Source organism: Aurantiacibacter sediminis (assembly GCF_016019885.1).
Classification (GTDB): Bacteria; Pseudomonadota; Alphaproteobacteria; order Sphingomonadales; family Sphingomonadaceae; genus Alteraurantiacibacter; species Alteraurantiacibacter sediminis.
In genome coordinates, this window is record NZ_JAEANY010000003.1 from 306199 (window position 1) to 321720 (window position 15522).

A 15522-nucleotide genomic window follows, 5' to 3' on the forward strand; every position below is an offset into this window, starting at 1 on the left:
CCATGACCACCGGACGCCAGCTTGTATCGACGCTCACTTCCGACGGAACGCTGACCTTGGCGCTCGAGACAAAAGAATTTCCTGCGCCGACAGGTAATCAGGTGCTGGTGCAGATGGAGGCAGCGCCAATCAACCCGTCGGACCTTTTCCTGATGACGACGGGTGCCGATCTGGGAAATGCGGAATATTCTGCTGGCAAGATAGTCGCCAAGGTGCATCCGCAAGTGGCCGCCGGGCAAGCTGCGCGGCATGGAAAGCCGCAGACGGTGGGCAATGAAGGTGCTGGCACAGTCATCGCGGCGGGCGATGGCGAGATGGCGCAGGCGCTGATGGGCCAGCGCGTGTCCTGCGTGCCCGGTAATGCCTTCAGCGAATATGCGATCGCCGATGCGATGATGTGCCTGCCGCTTGGCGATCACACTGCAGAAGAAGGGGCAAGTTCCTTCGTCAACCCATTGACTGCTTTGGGTTTTGTCGAGACCGCCAAGCGCGAAGGGCATGATGCGATCATCCATGCCGCTGCCGCGTCAAACCTTGGACGAATGCTCAATCGCATTTGTCAGGAAGACGAGATCGCGCTCGTCAATATCGTGCGTAAGCAGGAGCAGGTCGAGCTGCTGAAAGGCATCGGCGCGAGCCATGTCGTTAATTCATCCGATGGCGATTTCGAGAAAGATCTCGCCTCGGCAATTTCCGATAGCGGTGCCTATCTCGGCTTCGATCCAATCGGCGGCGGCGCGACCACCGACACCTGCCTGCGCGCCATGGAGCGGGTGGCGGCATCGCAGATGACCGAATACAGCCGCTACGGCTCCAATCAGGCCAAGAAGATGTACATCTACGGCCGCCTCGATCTCTCGCCCACGATCCTGACGCCAAGCTACGGTTTCGGCTGGACTGTCTCAGGGTGGCTGCTGATGCCCTTCCTTGAAAGCTGCGATCTTCCTACGATGATGGCCCTCCGCCAACGTGTGGCGAACGGGCTGAAAACGACGTTCGCAAGTTCTTACAAAGAGCGTGTCGGGCTGGAAGAGATGCTTACGAAGGATGCGATCATGGATTATTCGCAAATGAAGACGGGCGAGAAATACCTGGTGACGCCGCATGGCTAAAACGCCTTCGACACCTAAGTGGTATCACATCCCGATAACGCTCGCCGTAACGGAAGCTGAGTATCACGCGAATATTCGCGGCTTGAATGTTGTATTCGGTGCCGTGCTTGGTTTTGTGCTGGCAGACAGTCGCTCACTCGAGAACTATGACTTTGCTCTGTTGCTGCTGATGTCGGCGACGTTAGTCGTTATCATTCTTTACTTGGGATCGAGCGTCTACAAACTGTTCTACGGACTGATGGCCATCGGTCTGGTCGCCGCTCTGCCTGAACTTCTGGAAATGGCCCAGATCGCAGTGCCGCCAAAATTGCAGCCGACATTGGCGGTATGGACTGCAATGGTCATCGTGCTGGAATTATTGCCCCGCTTTAAGCCTGCTTCCGAGGCTAGCGAAGGCTAGACAAATTAGCGTTGCTGGCCGGCAGGCTGATTGTTAGTCTCCTCCAACCCCTGTGCAGCAGCGTCCTCGTCAACATCTAACGTAAGCTCACCATCGCGCACGCCGATCTGCAGCGGCACGCCTTCGAAATCTGTGCTGAGCACGGCTTCGCCATCGCGAATGGTCAGGCGACTGCGCTCGCCCATGGGGATGTCCTCAAGGTTGGGAACGTCCAATGGCTCCACCGGCCCGCTAGGGTCGGGCGATGGTGTGGCGCGCGGGGGCGCGGCTTCCGCGCCCAGAGCGCCGCGCATGAAATCGCGCCAAATGCGTGCAGGCAGGCCTCCGCCGGTCACGCCGTCTAGCGATGAATTGTCATCGTTCCCGATCCACACGCCGACCACCAGATCGCCCGCATAGCCAACGAACAGTGCATCACGATTGTCCTGCGTTGTACCTGTCTTGCCGAAATTGGCGACTGACAGACTGGCCGCCCTGCCCGTGCCATCGTTTATCGCGGCGCGCAGCATGTCCTGCATGTCCTCGTGATCGCTTGCATTCAGGCTGCCCCGGCCGCTGGAGAGCCATTCGAACCACCCCTCCTCTTCTAACGGAAAGGCGCGCGGGCGAACCGGGAAGGAATTGCCTGCCACTCCGGCATAGGCAGCGGTGAGTTCGAGCAGGCTCATGGTGGACGTGCCCAGCGCAAGTGAGGGGTCGCCTTGTGGCAGAGCGGTCGTGATACCCAGCTCTCGCGCAGTCTCGATCACAGCCTCGCTGCCCACTTCGTTGAACAGCCGAACTGCGGCGACATTGGAGCTTTGCGCAAAGGCATTGCGCAGCGTGATTTCTTCCGAATATCGATCGCCGTAATTGCCGGGCTGGTAGCTGCCTTGCGTGAACTCGGTATTCGCGATGGTATCGCCCGGGCTCCACCCTGCACGCAGGGCGGCGAGATACACGAACAGCTTGAAAGTGGACCCCGGCTGTCGGCGCGCCTGCGTTGCGCGGTTGAACGCACTTTCGGAATAATCGCGCCCACCGATCATCGCCACAACTTCGCCATTGGTGCGCATGGCCACCAGTGCGACCTGCGCTTCACCCAGCGGCGCGCGTTCGACCACGCGGCGGGCAATGTTCTGAAGACGCGAGTCCAGCGTCGTGGTCAGCGTCTCGCGCGAATAGGACATGCCCGCAATTTCGCGCGCTTCTGGCAGCGCCCAATCGGCGAAGTAAGTTCCTGTGGGCAGATCGTTGCGCGTACGCACGTCGAGCGTTGGCACCGCCATCGCAGCGGCCTCTTCCTGCGTGATGTAGCCGGCAGCGACCATGGCGTTTTTCACCAGCCCATATCGCGCGGCGGCGAGATCGGGATTGCGCGTGGGCGCGAGGCGGCTGGGAGCTTGCAGCAGCCCCGCCAGCATCGCCGCCTGTTCGGGCCGCAAATTCTCCGGATGGCGGTAGAAATAGTGCAGGCTTGCGGCACGGATGCCATACATATTGTCGCCGAAATAGGCGTTGGAGAGGTACCGCTCAAGGATCTCATCCTTGGTAAGCCACGCTTCCAGCCAAAGTGCAATGAGCGCCTCTCGCGCCTTGCGCGTCAGCGTCTGTTCTGGGGTCAGAAACGTGAATTTGGCGAGCTGCTGCGTGATCGTGGAGCCGCCGCCCACGCCTGTGAAAACGGCGCGCCCGACACCGCGCGGGTCGATGCCCCAATGCGAATAGAAGCGCCTGTCCTCGATAGCGAGAAACGGCTCTATCACATGGTCCGGCAGGTGTGCTGCCTGCACCGGCTCATCCACCACGGCGCCATTGCGAGCAATCGGTGTGCCGTCTGCGGCGAGCAGGGTGATTTGCGGCGCGGCGATCGGCTCCAGGCTTTTGGAAAGCGGCGCGGTGACAGCCAGATAGCCGATCAGCAGTATGACTATCGCCAGAAAGAGAGCGGCCCAGCGGCTGATCCACCAAAGCCAGCTCTTGTCCTGCAAGCGCGCGGGAATGATGCGCCGCCAGCCGCGCGAATATTTGGGATGCGGACGAGTGAAACCGGCGCTGTCATAGCGGCCAGGGAGATCATCATCATCGTCGAGCCCATGCAACGGGCTCCACGGCGCGTTCTCCAATGCGAGATCGCGCTCAGACCAGAGGTTGTCCGGCTGACGCCGCACAAAGAGCTTGCGGAAAATTCCCATTACCCAGCTGTGTTAGCAAGGCAATACAGCCTTTGCGAGCGAATTTTGGTCATTGGTCGCAGCGGCCTCTATGGCGAAGCCGGACCTCTCGCCCACCCAAGCTGAATGCTCGCTGATGACCGCCTATTCGCTGGCCGCTATATGGCCACCGAAGGCGCGGCCGAAATAGTCTTCCGGCAACCAACCGGGGCGCGCATCCATGTTGGCAACATTGCGCAGCACGAGATAAGCGATATCGGTAAAGCGGCCGAGCTGCTCATATTCGATCAGGTCGGCTTCATCCGAAGGCTCATGGTAATGCGTGGCCAGGAAACCAGTCTGGATCGCCTCTCCGCCATTGCCGAAGCCGAGGTCTACATAGACTGCCGGGATACCGCGCTCGACATAGGAGTATTGGTCGGACCGGAAAAAGAAAGCTTCGCCCGGGTTGGGATCGGGCACCAGCTCAAGGCCATATTCGCTCACTGCAGTGGCCACTGCCGGGCCGAGATTGGAGCGATCCGCGCCAAAGGCCACGATGTCGGAGAAGGGCCATGTCAGGATAGGCATGTCGACATTCACGTTTGCGACCAATTCGCCCTCGCCAAGGCCGGGATTGGCCGCGTGATAGGATGATCCGATCAGCCCCAATTCCTCTGCTCCCAATGCGACAAACAGCGTGGGACGGCGTACCGGCTCCTCGCGAAGAAGCCGGGCCATTTCCATCAGCGCTGCAACGCCCGTCGCATTATCCATCGCGCCGTTATAAATGCGATCACCGTCCTCGGTCGGATATCGCGAGATGCCTTCGTGATCGAGATGCGCTGTCACGACGACATATTGGTCTGCCAATGCCGGATCGGTGCCGGGCAGCATCCCGATGACATTCGAAGTTGCCAGTGCCGGCTGGATTTCATTCGCGAAGCTGATCCGGGCGCGCGATGAAATGTCGAAGCTGGGAAGCGGGGCCATGCCATTTGCCTGCGCCATCGACACTTCATCGAGGGAGATTTGCTCGCCTTGCAGCAAGCTCCGGGACAGCTCTTCCGATGCCACAAGCGAGACCTGCACGCCGTCGACCGGATGACCCGGCACACCGTCCGGGCCGAGCCAGGTCAGCCCACCGCCACCTGCGAAAAAAGCAGCCCCGCGAGCAAAGGGGATGCGCGCCGAAAGCTCCGGCGTCCACAGCATTATCGCACCGATAGCGCCCCGTTCCGCAAGCCGCGAAGTCGCCTGGTTCTGCAGGATGCGCGTTTCGAGCGGATCGAGCCCTTCGGGCGCGCCATAGACCCACAGGGCGATCTTGCCTTCGAGATCGACGCCGGAAAGATCGTCATAACCAAGATCGGGCCGATCATAGCCGTAGCCGACGAAGACCATCTCGGCCTCGAACCTGCCACTGCCTGCATTCGGCAGGCCTCCGCCGACGATATCCGTGCCGTAATCGACTTTGCGCGAATTGCCCTCGGCATCGACGATAGAAACGCTTGTGTCGCGCGCCTGGCGGACGCGGACCAGCTCGAAATTCTGATACCAGCTGCCATCGTCTCCGCCCGGCAGCAGGCCGACCTCGGCAAAGCGGCCAGCGACATATTCCGCGGCGCGATCATAGCCGGGCGTGCCCGCTTCGCGCCCTTCCATGTCGTCATCGGCGAGGATGCGGACGTCGTCTTCCAACGTAGCCCGGTCGGAAATCGCTTGCTGCGCCGAACCCGGCATCGCCAGGAAGGACGCAGCCAAAGCGGCAAGAACACTCAGTTTTCTCATGGAAATTCCCCCGCCCATCAGCGCAAATCTCAAGCAGCGCCGAGTGCTACACGCTAATGCGTGACGTGCAAGAGCCTTGCCGCAACGGCAGGGCGCGCATCAATCCTTCGAAACGACGCTTTCGGGCAATTCTGTGCCGAATACGCGCTGGTAATACTCCGCCACCAGCATCCGCTCTGCCTCATCGCATTTGTTGAGGAAGCTGAGGCGGAAAGAGAAGCCGGGATCACCGAAAATTTCGGTGTTCTGCGCCCAAGTGATGACCGTACGCGGGCTCATCACCGTGGAGATATCGCCATTCATGAAGCCCTGACGGCTGAGGTCTGCCACGCGGATCATGTCTGCCACCAGATCGGCGCCGAGCGTGGTCTTCGCGCCTACGATCTCGCGCTCGGTTTCGGCAGGCAGGTAATTCAGGCCGACCACGATATTCCAGCGATCCATCTGGCCCTGATTGATTGCCTGCGTCCCATGATAGAGGCCGCTCGTATCGCCGAGGCCGACAGTGTTGGCCGTCGCGAACAGGCGGAAATGCGGATCCGGGCGGATCACGCGGTTCTGATCGAGCAAAGTCAGCTTGCCCGCCTGCTCCAGCACACGCTGGATCACGAACATCACGTCCGGCCGGCCAGCGTCATATTCGTCGAACACAAGCGCGACGGGATGCTGCAAAGCCCAGGGCAGCAGGCCTTCGCGGAATTCGGTCACCTGCAAGCCGTCACGCAGCACGATCGCATCGCGGCCGATCAGGTCGATACGGCTGATATGCGCGTCGAGGTTGATGCGAACAGTCGGCCAATTGAGACGCGCGGCAACCTGTTCGATGTGAGTCGATTTACCCGTGCCGTGATAACCCTGGATCATCACCCGGCGATTATGGGCAAAGCCGGCCAGGATCGCGAGCGTCGTGTCCGGATCGAAAACATAGCTTTCATCGGTGTCGGGCACGCGCTCATCAGCCTTGGAAAAGGCGGGCACTTTCATGTCGATATCGATGCCAAAGGTTTCACGCACATCGACTTCCATGTCGGGCGCGGCCATTACGGTGGTTCCGGTTTCGCTGCTGTTTGTCATCTCGTTCATATGCCGCGCTGCCTAGACGCGCGCGCCGCATGCTGCAACAAGGTATTGGGGCCGTATGGAGGAGGAATGGGGAATGTACATTCAGGGTTTTCTGCTCGCCGTGCCGGAGGACAAGAAGGCCGAATATGTGGCGATGGCGAAGCGCGCGGCGACGAAGTTTCACGAATATGGCGTCGTCCAAATCGTGGAGGCGTGGGAGGATGAAATAGCCGACGGCCGCGTCACCGATTTCCGCCGCGCGACGCTTGCCAAGGAAGGTGAAAGGATCGTCTTTTCGTGGATGATCTGGCGCGACAAGGCTGCCTACGATGCCTCGCATGAGAAGATGGAGAACGATTCTTTCTGGAAGGAAGAATTTTCCGCAATGCCGTTCGACGGCATGCGAATGATGTGGGGCGGCTTCCGGCCAATCGTAATGAGTGAGGCGGAATAGCAAGCTTTGCAATACGGACGTCGCCAGACTTAAGACCACTCGCATTCGGCAGCAATGCGCCTAGATTAAGCCAATGGCGCGCCGCCCCTTCCCCGATCCGGTCGAATTCACCCGGCTGAAGCTGGTCGAGCGGGTGCGCGCGGCGTTTAACGATGCGTCCAAGGGCGAGGCACCCATCCCTCCTTCCGATGAAGCATACTTCGCTGCCAATACGCCGATCCGCATGGTGCATGCCGATCTCGTCGGCATGATGATAGGCGGGATGTCCGCGCTGCTGTTGCAAATGCTGCACCCACATGCCCTGCAAGGTGTGCTCGATTTTTCGAATTTTCGCGCGGACATGCACGGCCGGTTGCGCCGCACTGCTCGCTTTATCGCGGTGACGACCTACGGCCATCGTGACGATGCGGAGGCTGCAATTGAGCGGGTCAATCGCATCCACTCCAAGGTTCGCGGCACTCTTCCCGATGGCTCCGCCTACGAAGCGACCAATCCGCGCACGCTGGCTTGGGTCCATGTGACAGAAGCGCTGATGTTTCTCGAAGCTTGGCTTGTCCACGTCCGGCCGGAAATGCCGCTTTCCGAACAGGACGAATACTTTCGCCAATTTGCTCTGATCGCGCGCAAGCTTGGCGCCGATCCCGTGCCGGAGTCGAAGGCAGAGGCACAAGAGGTGTTCCGCACCTTGCGGTCTGACCTGCGCGCGACGCCGCAAGCGCGCGAAGTCGCCGAGCTGGTGCTTGAGCATCGACCGCAAGGCGCAACGGGAACCATCCAGCCGTTTATGGCGAACGCTGCCGTGTCGCTTCTACCGCCTTTTGCGCGCACCATGCTCGATCTCGATGCGCCGGGCCTTTCGGCTTTGCCGTCAAAGCTTGTGACAGGCGCGCTTGGCGGGACGATGCGCTGGGCATTCCAGCAAAAACCGCGCGGCTAGATCAGGCGAAAGCCGCCGCGCGCCGCAGCAGCTGGTAGGCCTCTACCACGCGTTGCAAACGCGCTTCATGCGCGCGGTCTCCGCCATTGCGATCAGGGTGGTAACGCCGGACGAGCGCGGAATAGCGGCGCCGCAGCTCGGGCCTGTCCGTCTTCGGCCCCAGCCCCATGACTTGCAAAGCCTCGCGCTCTCGCGGCGTGAAACGGCTGAAATTCTCATGCTTGCGCCCAGCGGCGGCGCGCTTGATATCGCCCGCCCGCGCGCCAATCGCGTCGAGTGGATCGGCAAAGTCCGCCCAGCGCGGCATGCCATCGACGCCAGCGGTCGGCTTGAACGCCGGAGACTCGGTCTGCCAGCCGGAGCCGGGAGCCTGAGCGCGATAAATCTCGTCAGCGCTCATTCCTTCGAACCAGTCGTACCCGGCGTTGAACTCCCGCACATGTTCGAGGCAGAACCAGCGCCATTCGCCCGGACCATCGAAGGAATTGCCTGCCCCGCCCGGCGCGCGGAATTCTCCGGGTTCGCGGCAGGTGGGATGCTCGCACACCCTTCCCTCGCTCTCATACCGGCCGTGGAACTTCTCGTTTCGCATGAGCCGCGACAAATGGGGATTGCACCCGCTGTTGGAAACCCCCAGTTTAGTCCGCATGACCGGACCAGTTGCAAACGAGATCACCCAGCTCCTCACCCATGCTCTCAAGCCCACACGGCTCGAAGTCATCAACGATAGCGCGCATCACGCGGGCCATTCGGGCGATGACGGCAGCGGTGAAAGCCATTTCACCGTCATCGTGGAAAGCCCCGAATTTGCAGGCAAGAACCGCCTCGTCCGCCAGCGCATGGTGCTTGCCGCGCTGGGCGATATTCCGGGCGAGCGGGTCCACGCCTTTGCGATGAAATGCTACGCGCCCGGTGAGGCCTCAGGGGGAGGCGCGCAATGAGCGTAGAGCTGTGGTATTGGCCGAATATTCCCGGTCGCGGCGAATTCATCCGCTTGTTCTGCGAGGCCTTCCAGATCGACTATACCGATATGGCGCGTGAACAGAATGCCGACGCACTTGTCGAGCATATGCACGGGCTTGAGGGCATCCGACCGTTCGCCCCGCCCTATATTGTCGATGGCGATGTCACTATCGGTCAGACCCCGCTGATCCTGCAATATCTCTCCGACAAGGAAGGGCACGGCTCGGGCGAGATGGAGGTCGACCTGCAATTGCTCCAACTCCAACTCGATATCGCCGATTTCGTGGAGGAAGTGCACAGCGTCCATCACCCCATCGCCAGCGAAGTATATTACGCTGACCAGATGGACTCGGCTTTCGAAAAGGCCGGTTATTTCCGCGCCCAGCGCATCCCCAAATACCTCATCCATTTCGACAATGCGATCGCCGCCAATGGCGGGCCTTTCAGCCTTGGCCAGCAGCCCAGCCATGTCGACACCAGCCTGTTCCAGATCATGGAGGGGCTCGATTACATGTTCCCCAATTATATGAAGGAAATGCAGGGGACGTGGACCTATCTCGAAGGGCTGCAGGGCGCAGTGCCCGAAATCGAGGGACTCGCTGAATACCTTGCCAGCGAGCAGCGAATGGAATTCAACGAAGACGGCATCTTCCGCCATTATGAGGAACTGGACGACCAGTAGGGGCTTGATTGGGCATGAGCATACTCAAGACTGTCACGCCCACGTCGCATGACCTTGGCGACTTTACCGTGCGCCGTGCCGTGCCGAGCAAGGAATGCCGCATGGTAGGGCCCTTCGTTTTCGTCGACCAGTTTGGGCCGGCGCAGCTTGATCTTGGCGGCGGCATGGATGTGCGCCCGCACCCGCATATCAATCTCGCGACGGTGACATGGCTGTTCGATGGCGCGATCGATCACCGTGACAGCCTTGATACGTTTTCGACCATTCGGCCTGGCACGGTGAATCTGATGACCGCAGGAACGGGCATCGTTCATTCCGAGCGGAGCCCGATGGTGGAGCGCGAAAAAGGTCCTTCGCTCTACGGCATGCAGACCTGGCTCGCTCTGCCCGATGGCAAGGAAGAAATCGACCCGGCCTTTGAGTCGGTCAGCGATTTGCCGTGGATCGATGGCGATGGCGCGCGTGCCTGCGTGATCATGGGTGAGCTGTGGGGCGAGCGTGCCTCCACCACTTGCCACGCCGAGACCATCTATGCCGAAATCGTGCTGCAGGAAGGCGGCTCCATCCCGATCGATGCGGAGGCCGACGAACGGGCAGTGATGCTGGTCGGCGGCGAAGCCTCACTCGATGGTCAAGCCTTGAAGCTTTACGATCTCGTCGTGCTTCAACCCGGCGAGACCATGACGCTTTCGAGCCGCTACGGAGCGCGCGCGATGCTGCTGGGCGGAGAAGCTTTCCAGACCAAGCGCCATGTCTGGTGGAATTTCGTTAGCAGCGATCGCGAGCGCATCGAGCAGGCCAAGGTAGACTGGCGCGAAGGCCGTTTCGCCAAGGTCCCCGGTGATGAAGCCGAGTGGATTCCGCTGCCCGATGGGCAGCCCAAAACTGTGAGCTATCCGTAATCCCCTCTCCCTCGACGGGAGAGGGATAGCGCAGCTTGGTCGCGCAGCGCCCTAGCGAAGCTTGGGAGAGGGTGCCGTGCAGGTCTTTCACCCACATCCAACTTCGACTAGCTAACAAGTCAGCAAGTCTTCGCATCTTTCTCCCGTCGAGGGAGAAGAAAAAGGGAAACCATGAAAAACGCATTTCTCCCCATCGCCCTCCTACTTTTCTCCGCCCCCGCTGTAGCGCAGGATGCACCCGCCGCGCCGGAACCCGGAACTCCCGGCACGATCGAGTGGCACAATGCGCAGCAGCAGGCATTGCATTCGCTTTCGGCTGAAGATGGCTGGTACAGGCTCGATGGAGGCGTGATGTTCCGGCGGACTGCAGGCGATGGCTCCGGCCCTGCGCCCGAAGTCTCTGACGAAATCACCATCCATTACACCGGCACTTTCCCCGATGGCGAGGTGTTCGACAGTTCGGTCGAGCGCGGCGAGCCGGCGACCTTCCCGCTTTCACGCCTTATCACCGGCTGGCAGACCGCGATCCCCTATATGGGCGTAGGCGACACCGCTGAAATCGTCATTCCGGCAGAGCAGGCCTACGGCCTTGACGGGCGCGGCCCGATTCCAGGCGGAGCAACTTTGCTGTTTACGATCGAGCTTCTCGGCATCCCCAGCGAGGGTGTATGACCCCGAGCGATCTGACGCCCGTCAAGCTGCCCAGCGGCATTACGCTCGATGTCTGGGATAGCGGGCCGACAGATGCGCCTGCGCTCATCTTTTTGCACGGTTTTCCAGAAAATCATCGGACGTGGCGGGATCAGATCGCACACTTGAGCGAGCGCTTTCGCTGCATCGCGCCAGACCAGCGCGGCTATGGCAATTCCTCCAAGCCTGGGGGGCCAGAGCATTACGATGCGCAGTCCTTGATCGGCGATATTTTCGCACTGGCGAAGGAGCTGGGCGTCGAAAAATTCACCATTGTCGGCCACGATTGGGGCGGCGCGCTGGCTTGGGGCGTTGCGGCATTCGGCCAAGCCATGGGAATTGTGGAGCGCCTGGTCATCGCCAATGCGCCGCATCCGGCGGTTTTCCAGCGCCTGTTGTTCGAAGACGAGGCGCAGCGTGCAGCAAGCCAATATATGCGCGCCTTCCGCGATCCGGCGCATGACGATGCCATTCGCGAGAGCGGTCTGATCGGTCTTCTGCAAACGGCTCTAAGCTGGGCGAGCCGCCCGAAATATCCGCCTGAAGAAATGGCTCTGCTGGCCGCGCAATGGGCCAATCCGGACAACGCCTTCGCCATGCTGAACTGGTATCGCGCGAGCGGGATTGCCGTTCCACCGATGGAAGAACCTATCGGCCTGCCGAAAGGCTATATCGACCCGCCTTTCCCACCCATCACCATCCCGACACTGGTTGTGTGGGGTACGGACGATGAAGCTTTGCTTCCGGCCAATCTCGATGGGCTGGACGACTGGGTGCAAAATCTTACTGTGGAGCGTGTCGAAGGCGCTGCTCACTTCATCCCCTGGGAAGCGCCCGACGCGGTCAATGCTTCGCTGGATGCGTTTCTGAAGACCTAGCCTTTCCGCCGCACCCATATTCATTGCCCTTTCGCCCGCTTGCCCCTACATCGCGCGGCGATGACAAACACCAGTGCCACACCCGATCACGGACCGCTGATTTTCGCAGTTCCCAAGGGCCGCATTCTTGAAGAAGCGGTGCCGCTGATGGAACGTGCGGGCGTTGTGCCCGAGGCAGCCTTTCACGACAAGAAAGACCGATCGCTGAGCTTTGCCGATACCAGCGGCGACATGCGCATTTTCCGCGTGCGAGCTTTCGACGTCGCCACATTCGTGGCTTTCGGTGCAGCGCAGGCAGGCATTGTCGGTTCCGATGTCATCGAGGAATTCGATTATTCGGAACTCTATGCTCCCGTCGATCTCGGCATCGGGGCGTGCCGCCTCTCGGTCGCTGAGCCGAAGGAGCCGGTCGAATACAAATATGGCAATGCCAGCCATCTGCGCGTGGCGACCAAATATCCCAATATCACCAGCCGCCATTTTGAACGACAAGGCATCCAGGCCGAATGCATCAAGCTGAACGGTGCGATGGAGCTTGCCCCCTTTAGCGGGCTTGCCGGGCGGATCGTCGACCTTGTTTCCACCGGGCAGACACTCAAGTCGAATGGCCTCGTCGAGAAGCAGGAAATCATGCAGGTCACCAGCCGCCTGATCGTCAATCGCGCAGCATTGAAGAAAGACCCGCGCGTCGCCGCGCTGGTTGAGCGCTTCCGCATTGCGATGATGAAGGATGCCGCCTGATGCAGCGCCTGAACTCCACCGCTGACGATTTCGAAGCAAAGTTCGCGCGGATCGTGGACGACCGGCGCGAAAGCGATGCTGGCGTGGCGCGGGACGTGCAGGAAATCCTCGCCGAAGTCCGCCGCGATGGCGACAACACCCTGCGTAATCTCACCATGCGGTTCGACAAATACGCGCTGACCGATGACCCCGAAACATGGTCGATCGGGAAGGACCGCTGCGCCGCCGCATTCGAAGCACTCAGCGATGAAGCGCGCGGCGCGCTGGAACTCGCCGCATCGCGCATCCGCGCCTATCACGGAGGGCAAATGCCCAAAGACCGCGATTTCCGCGACGATGCCAATGTGAGGCTGGGCGCGAAGTGGTTTCCGGTGGAGGCGGCTGGACTTTACGTGCCCGGTGGCCGCGCGGCCTATCCGTCCAGCCTGCTGATGAATGCGATCCCCGCAAAGGTTGCAGGCGTTGAGCGGCTTGTTGTCTGCACACCGACACCCAATGGCGAAGTCAACGACATGGTGCTGGCCGCTGCGCATCTGTGCGAGATCGAAGAAATCTGGCGAGTTGGCGGCGCCCATGCGGTGGGCGCGATGGCCTATGGCACAGAGAAATTCCGCCCCGTCGATGTGATCACCGGGCCGGGCAATGCCTGGGTGGCGGAGGCGAAGCGTCAGCTGTACGGCGTGGTCGGCATCGACATGGTCGCGGGGCCCAGCGAAATCCTCGTCATTTCGGATAACAAGTCCGATCCCGATTGGGTGGCCGCCGACCTGCTGAGCCAGGCCGAACACGATCCGACATCGCAGAGCATCCTCATTACCGATGATGCAGTGTTCGCCGAAATGGTGGAAGATGCGGTCGACGTCCTTTGTGCGCAGCTCTCCACGAAGGAAACCGCGCGCAAGAGCTGGGACGATCACGGCGTGTTGATCGTGGTGGAAGACCTGCTGCGCGATGCGCCGCCGCTCGCCAATCGGCTGGCTGCCGAGCACATTGAGCTGATGGTCGATGAACCCGACACCTTCTTCACCAAGATCCGCCATGCCGGAAGCGCTTTCCTCGGTCGTCACACGCCCGAAGCCATCGGCGATTATGTTGCCGGGCCGAACCACGTGTTGCCGACAGGTCGCCGTGCGCGTTTCGCGAGCGGCCTCTCGGTGCTCGATTTCATGAAGCGGACCAGTTTCCTCGAAGCCGATGCCGATGCGCTAGCCGCGATCGGTCCGGCGGCAGCCATCCTCGCCGATATTGAAGGGCTTCCCGCCCATGCCGCCAGTGTGAAAGTACGTTTGAAATGACCGCATCCTCCCGTTCCCGCGCCCGCTCCGCCGCGCGTCTTGCCGCCGTGCAGGCGCTTTACCAGAAGCACATGGAAAAGACCGCGCTCGCCAAGCTGCTCGACGAATTTCACCAGCACCGACTGGGTCAGGAAATCGAGGACGACCAGTATGAAGATGCTGAAGTCGACTTCTTCGACGATGTGGTGTCCGGCGTTGCCGCGCGGCAGGACGAGATCGACGGGAAACTGACCGAGAAATTGGCCGAGGGCTGGACGCTCGCCCGTCTCGACAAGACGATGCTGCAAATCCTGCGCTGCGGCACCTATGAGCTGATGGCGCGCGCCGATGTGCCTAAGGCCACGGCGATCACCGAATATGTCGATGTGGCGCACGCGTTTTTCGACGAGCGTGAGGCGAAATTCGTGAACGGCATTCTCGATGCCGTGGCGAAAGACGTTCGGGTTTAGGTCATTCCCGAGTACCCTGAGCTTGTCGAAGGGTTGCCCTTACTTTAAATGCTGCGCCAGAAGGAAAAACAATCCTTCGACAGGCTCAGGATGAGCGGAATTGGGGGGCATCCTTGTGAACGAAGCTGACTTCATCGCGGCGCTGCGAAAGCTTCCGTTGCATAAAAGCGCACGCGGTCTGGAAGACGACGCGGCTGTCCTCGAAGTCGGCTCCGAAACGCTGATCATCACCCATGACATGCTCGTGGAAGGCCGCCACTTTCTTCCCCAGCAGGACATGGCCGATGTCGCCTGGAAGCTGGTTGCGACCAATCTCTCCGATCTTGCCGCGAAAGGTGCGGAACCGCTGGGCATAGTCCTTGGACACATGCTCGGCGGGGACGATGAGCGTTTTGTCGAAGGGCTGGACGAAGTGCTTACGCACTATGGCGTGCCTTTGCTCGGCGGCGATACCGTGTCCGGAGATGCACCACGCGCCTTCGGCCTAACCGCGATTGGCCGCGCGAGCCGCACTCCAGTGCCGTCACGCGCAGGCGCAAAGATCGGCGATGCCATCTTTGTGACCGGCACGCTTGGCGCGGCGATGCTCGGCTTTGAAGCGCTGCGCGACGGGACGGGCGGCGATGACACGGCCTATGCCCGCCCGATGGCGCGGGTGATGGAAGGGATGGACCTTGCGCCGCTTGCCAATGCCATCATGGATGTCTCGGACGGGCTGCTGCTCGATGCATTCCGCATGGCAGAGGCAAGCGAGCTTACATTCGCCATCGATAGCACCAAAGTGCCTGTAGCCGACCCCGAGCGACGCGAGGATGCGTTGCGCTGGGGCGATGATTACGAACTGCTTTTCACCCTGCCTGAAGGCACGCTGCCTCCCGTGCCCGCCGCATGCATCGGCGCTGTCGAGCCGCGCGGCTTTGCGCCGCTGTTTCTGGATGGAGAGCCGCTGGTGAACGCAGAAGGACTCGGATATTTGCACGAATAACAGCGGCACCGCTCTCAAAGGCGGCATAACCCCGCATTTACGCTTGTAG

Annotated in this window: 17 protein-coding genes; 13 read left to right on the forward strand and 4 right to left on the reverse strand. The window is 60.8% G+C overall.

Going from position 1 to position 15522, the window contains the following annotated elements; all coding sequences use genetic code 11:
• The first annotated feature begins 2 nt into the window (after nucleotides 1-2).
• Nucleotides 3-1112 carry an alcohol dehydrogenase catalytic domain-containing protein gene (locus I5L03_RS10870; protein WP_197921791.1) on the forward strand — a complete coding sequence of 370 codons (1110 nt, stop codon included), beginning with the start codon at nucleotides 3-5 and terminating at the stop codon, nucleotides 1110-1112.
• Complete coding sequence (locus tag I5L03_RS10875) at nucleotides 1105-1512, forward strand: hypothetical protein (protein WP_197921792.1); 408 nt, start codon at nucleotides 1105-1107, stop codon at nucleotides 1510-1512. Before I5L03_RS10870 ends, I5L03_RS10875 begins: the two co-directional genes overlap by 8 nt.
• A 5-nt stretch (nucleotides 1513-1517) precedes the next feature.
• On the opposite strand, the gene I5L03_RS10880 is transcribed toward I5L03_RS10875, so the two are convergent.
• The 3 genes from I5L03_RS10880 to cobS all read right to left on the reverse strand — a co-directional run bounded on the left by I5L03_RS10880 (nucleotide 1518) and on the right by cobS (nucleotide 6518).
• Entirely contained in the window at nucleotides 1518-3686 is a 2169-nt protein-coding gene (locus tag I5L03_RS10880) for a transglycosylase domain-containing protein (RefSeq protein WP_197921793.1), read from the reverse strand.
• A 123-nt stretch (nucleotides 3687-3809) separates the two neighbouring features.
• Nucleotides 3810-5435 (reverse strand): M28 family peptidase, encoded by a 1626-nt coding sequence (locus I5L03_RS10885; RefSeq protein WP_197921794.1) that lies wholly within the window; start codon nucleotides 5433-5435, stop codon nucleotides 3810-3812.
• Between the two features lie 99 nt (nucleotides 5436-5534).
• Nucleotides 5535-6518: a cobaltochelatase subunit CobS gene (gene cobS / locus I5L03_RS10890; RefSeq protein ID WP_407647623.1), complete on the reverse strand. Its 984-nt coding sequence runs from the start codon at nucleotides 6516-6518 to the stop codon at nucleotides 5535-5537.
• Between the two features lie 73 nt (nucleotides 6519-6591).
• On the opposite strand from cobS, the gene I5L03_RS10895 reads away from it, so the two are divergent.
• Complete coding sequence (locus I5L03_RS10895; protein ID WP_197921795.1) at nucleotides 6592-6951, forward strand: DUF1428 domain-containing protein; 360 nt, start codon at nucleotides 6592-6594, stop codon at nucleotides 6949-6951.
• Nucleotides 6952-7024: 73 nt separating this feature from the next.
• A complete protein-coding gene (locus tag I5L03_RS10900) occupies nucleotides 7025-7888 on the forward strand; it encodes an oxygenase MpaB family protein (RefSeq protein ID WP_197921796.1) in 864 nt (287 codons plus the stop codon).
• A gap of 1 nt (nucleotide 7889) precedes the next feature.
• Here the strand turns inward: I5L03_RS10900 and I5L03_RS10905 are convergent, their stop codons facing one another.
• Nucleotides 7890-8480 (reverse strand): J domain-containing protein, encoded by a 591-nt coding sequence (locus I5L03_RS10905; protein WP_197921797.1) that lies wholly within the window; start codon nucleotides 8478-8480, stop codon nucleotides 7890-7892.
• Between the two features lie 55 nt (nucleotides 8481-8535).
• Between I5L03_RS10905 and I5L03_RS10910 the strand changes: the two genes are divergently transcribed.
• The 9 genes from I5L03_RS10910 to thiL all read left to right on the forward strand — a co-directional run bounded on the left by I5L03_RS10910 (nucleotide 8536) and on the right by thiL (nucleotide 15473).
• On the forward strand, nucleotides 8536-8829 hold the full coding sequence (locus tag I5L03_RS10910; RefSeq protein WP_197921798.1) for a BolA family protein: 294 nt from the start codon (nucleotides 8536-8538) through the stop codon (nucleotides 8827-8829).
• Nucleotides 8826-9533 carry a glutathione S-transferase gene (locus I5L03_RS10915; RefSeq protein WP_197921799.1) on the forward strand — a complete coding sequence of 236 codons (708 nt, stop codon included), beginning with the start codon at nucleotides 8826-8828 and terminating at the stop codon, nucleotides 9531-9533. Before I5L03_RS10910 ends, I5L03_RS10915 begins: the two co-directional genes overlap by 4 nt.
• A 14-nt stretch (nucleotides 9534-9547) precedes the next feature.
• Nucleotides 9548-10435, forward strand: coding sequence for a pirin family protein (locus tag I5L03_RS10920; RefSeq protein WP_197921800.1), 888 nt, complete (start codon nucleotides 9548-9550; stop codon nucleotides 10433-10435).
• 171 nt (nucleotides 10436-10606) lie between these two features.
• Nucleotides 10607-11107 carry an FKBP-type peptidyl-prolyl cis-trans isomerase gene (locus I5L03_RS10925; protein ID WP_197921801.1) on the forward strand — a complete coding sequence of 167 codons (501 nt, stop codon included), beginning with the start codon at nucleotides 10607-10609 and terminating at the stop codon, nucleotides 11105-11107.
• Nucleotides 11104-12003, forward strand: a complete 900-nt coding sequence (locus tag I5L03_RS10930) for an alpha/beta fold hydrolase (RefSeq protein WP_197921802.1) — start codon at nucleotides 11104-11106, stop codon at nucleotides 12001-12003. Before I5L03_RS10925 ends, I5L03_RS10930 begins: the two co-directional genes overlap by 4 nt.
• A gap of 60 nt (nucleotides 12004-12063) precedes the next feature.
• On the forward strand, nucleotides 12064-12744 hold the full coding sequence (gene hisG, locus I5L03_RS10935; protein ID WP_197921803.1) for an ATP phosphoribosyltransferase: 681 nt from the start codon (nucleotides 12064-12066) through the stop codon (nucleotides 12742-12744).
• Nucleotides 12744-14039, forward strand: coding sequence for a histidinol dehydrogenase (hisD, locus tag I5L03_RS10940; RefSeq protein WP_197921804.1), 1296 nt, complete (start codon nucleotides 12744-12746; stop codon nucleotides 14037-14039). The genes hisG and hisD overlap by 1 nt, the downstream gene beginning before the upstream one ends.
• A complete protein-coding gene (gene nusB, locus I5L03_RS10945) occupies nucleotides 14036-14488 on the forward strand; it encodes a transcription antitermination factor NusB (RefSeq protein ID WP_197921805.1) in 453 nt (150 codons plus the stop codon). The genes hisD and nusB overlap by 4 nt, the downstream gene beginning before the upstream one ends.
• Nucleotides 14489-14603: 115 nt before the next feature.
• The gene (gene thiL / locus I5L03_RS10950) at nucleotides 14604-15473 is read left to right on the forward strand and encodes a thiamine-phosphate kinase (protein WP_197921806.1); all 870 of its coding nucleotides are present in this window, start codon (nucleotides 14604-14606) and stop codon (nucleotides 15471-15473) included.
• Nucleotides 15474-15522 lie beyond the last annotated feature (49 nt).

What these genes read in the sequence shown, in the direction of transcription:
- I5L03_RS10870 (WP_197921791.1), top strand. Translation starts at nt 3, where the DNA reads ATGACCACCGGACGCCAGCTTGTATCGACGCTCACTTCCGACGGAACG.
- I5L03_RS10875 (WP_197921792.1), top strand. Translation starts at nt 1,105, where the DNA reads ATGGCTAAAACGCCTTCGACACCTAAGTGGTATCACATCCCGATAACG.
- I5L03_RS10880 (WP_197921793.1), bottom strand. Translation starts at nt 3,686, where the DNA reads ATGGGAATTTTCCGCAAGCTCTTTGTGCGGCGTCAGCCGGACAACCTC.
- I5L03_RS10885 (WP_197921794.1), bottom strand. Translation starts at nt 5,435, where the DNA reads ATGAGAAAACTGAGTGTTCTTGCCGCTTTGGCTGCGTCCTTCCTGGCG.
- cobS (WP_407647623.1), bottom strand. Translation starts at nt 6,518, where the DNA reads ATGAACGAGATGACAAACAGCAGCGAAACCGGAACCACCGTAATGGCC.
- I5L03_RS10895 (WP_197921795.1), top strand. Translation starts at nt 6,592, where the DNA reads ATGTACATTCAGGGTTTTCTGCTCGCCGTGCCGGAGGACAAGAAGGCC.
- I5L03_RS10900 (WP_197921796.1), top strand. Translation starts at nt 7,025, where the DNA reads ATGGCGCGCCGCCCCTTCCCCGATCCGGTCGAATTCACCCGGCTGAAG.
- I5L03_RS10905 (WP_197921797.1), bottom strand. Translation starts at nt 8,480, where the DNA reads ATGCGAAACGAGAAGTTCCACGGCCGGTATGAGAGCGAGGGAAGGGTG.
- I5L03_RS10910 (WP_197921798.1), top strand. Translation starts at nt 8,536, where the DNA reads ATGACCGGACCAGTTGCAAACGAGATCACCCAGCTCCTCACCCATGCT.
- I5L03_RS10915 (WP_197921799.1), top strand. Translation starts at nt 8,826, where the DNA reads ATGAGCGTAGAGCTGTGGTATTGGCCGAATATTCCCGGTCGCGGCGAA.
- I5L03_RS10920 (WP_197921800.1), top strand. Translation starts at nt 9,548, where the DNA reads ATGAGCATACTCAAGACTGTCACGCCCACGTCGCATGACCTTGGCGAC.
- I5L03_RS10925 (WP_197921801.1), top strand. Translation starts at nt 10,607, where the DNA reads ATGAAAAACGCATTTCTCCCCATCGCCCTCCTACTTTTCTCCGCCCCC.
- I5L03_RS10930 (WP_197921802.1), top strand. Translation starts at nt 11,104, where the DNA reads ATGACCCCGAGCGATCTGACGCCCGTCAAGCTGCCCAGCGGCATTACG.
- hisG (WP_197921803.1), top strand. Translation starts at nt 12,064, where the DNA reads ATGACAAACACCAGTGCCACACCCGATCACGGACCGCTGATTTTCGCA.
- hisD (WP_197921804.1), top strand. Translation starts at nt 12,744, where the DNA reads ATGCAGCGCCTGAACTCCACCGCTGACGATTTCGAAGCAAAGTTCGCG.
- nusB (WP_197921805.1), top strand. Translation starts at nt 14,036, where the DNA reads ATGACCGCATCCTCCCGTTCCCGCGCCCGCTCCGCCGCGCGTCTTGCC.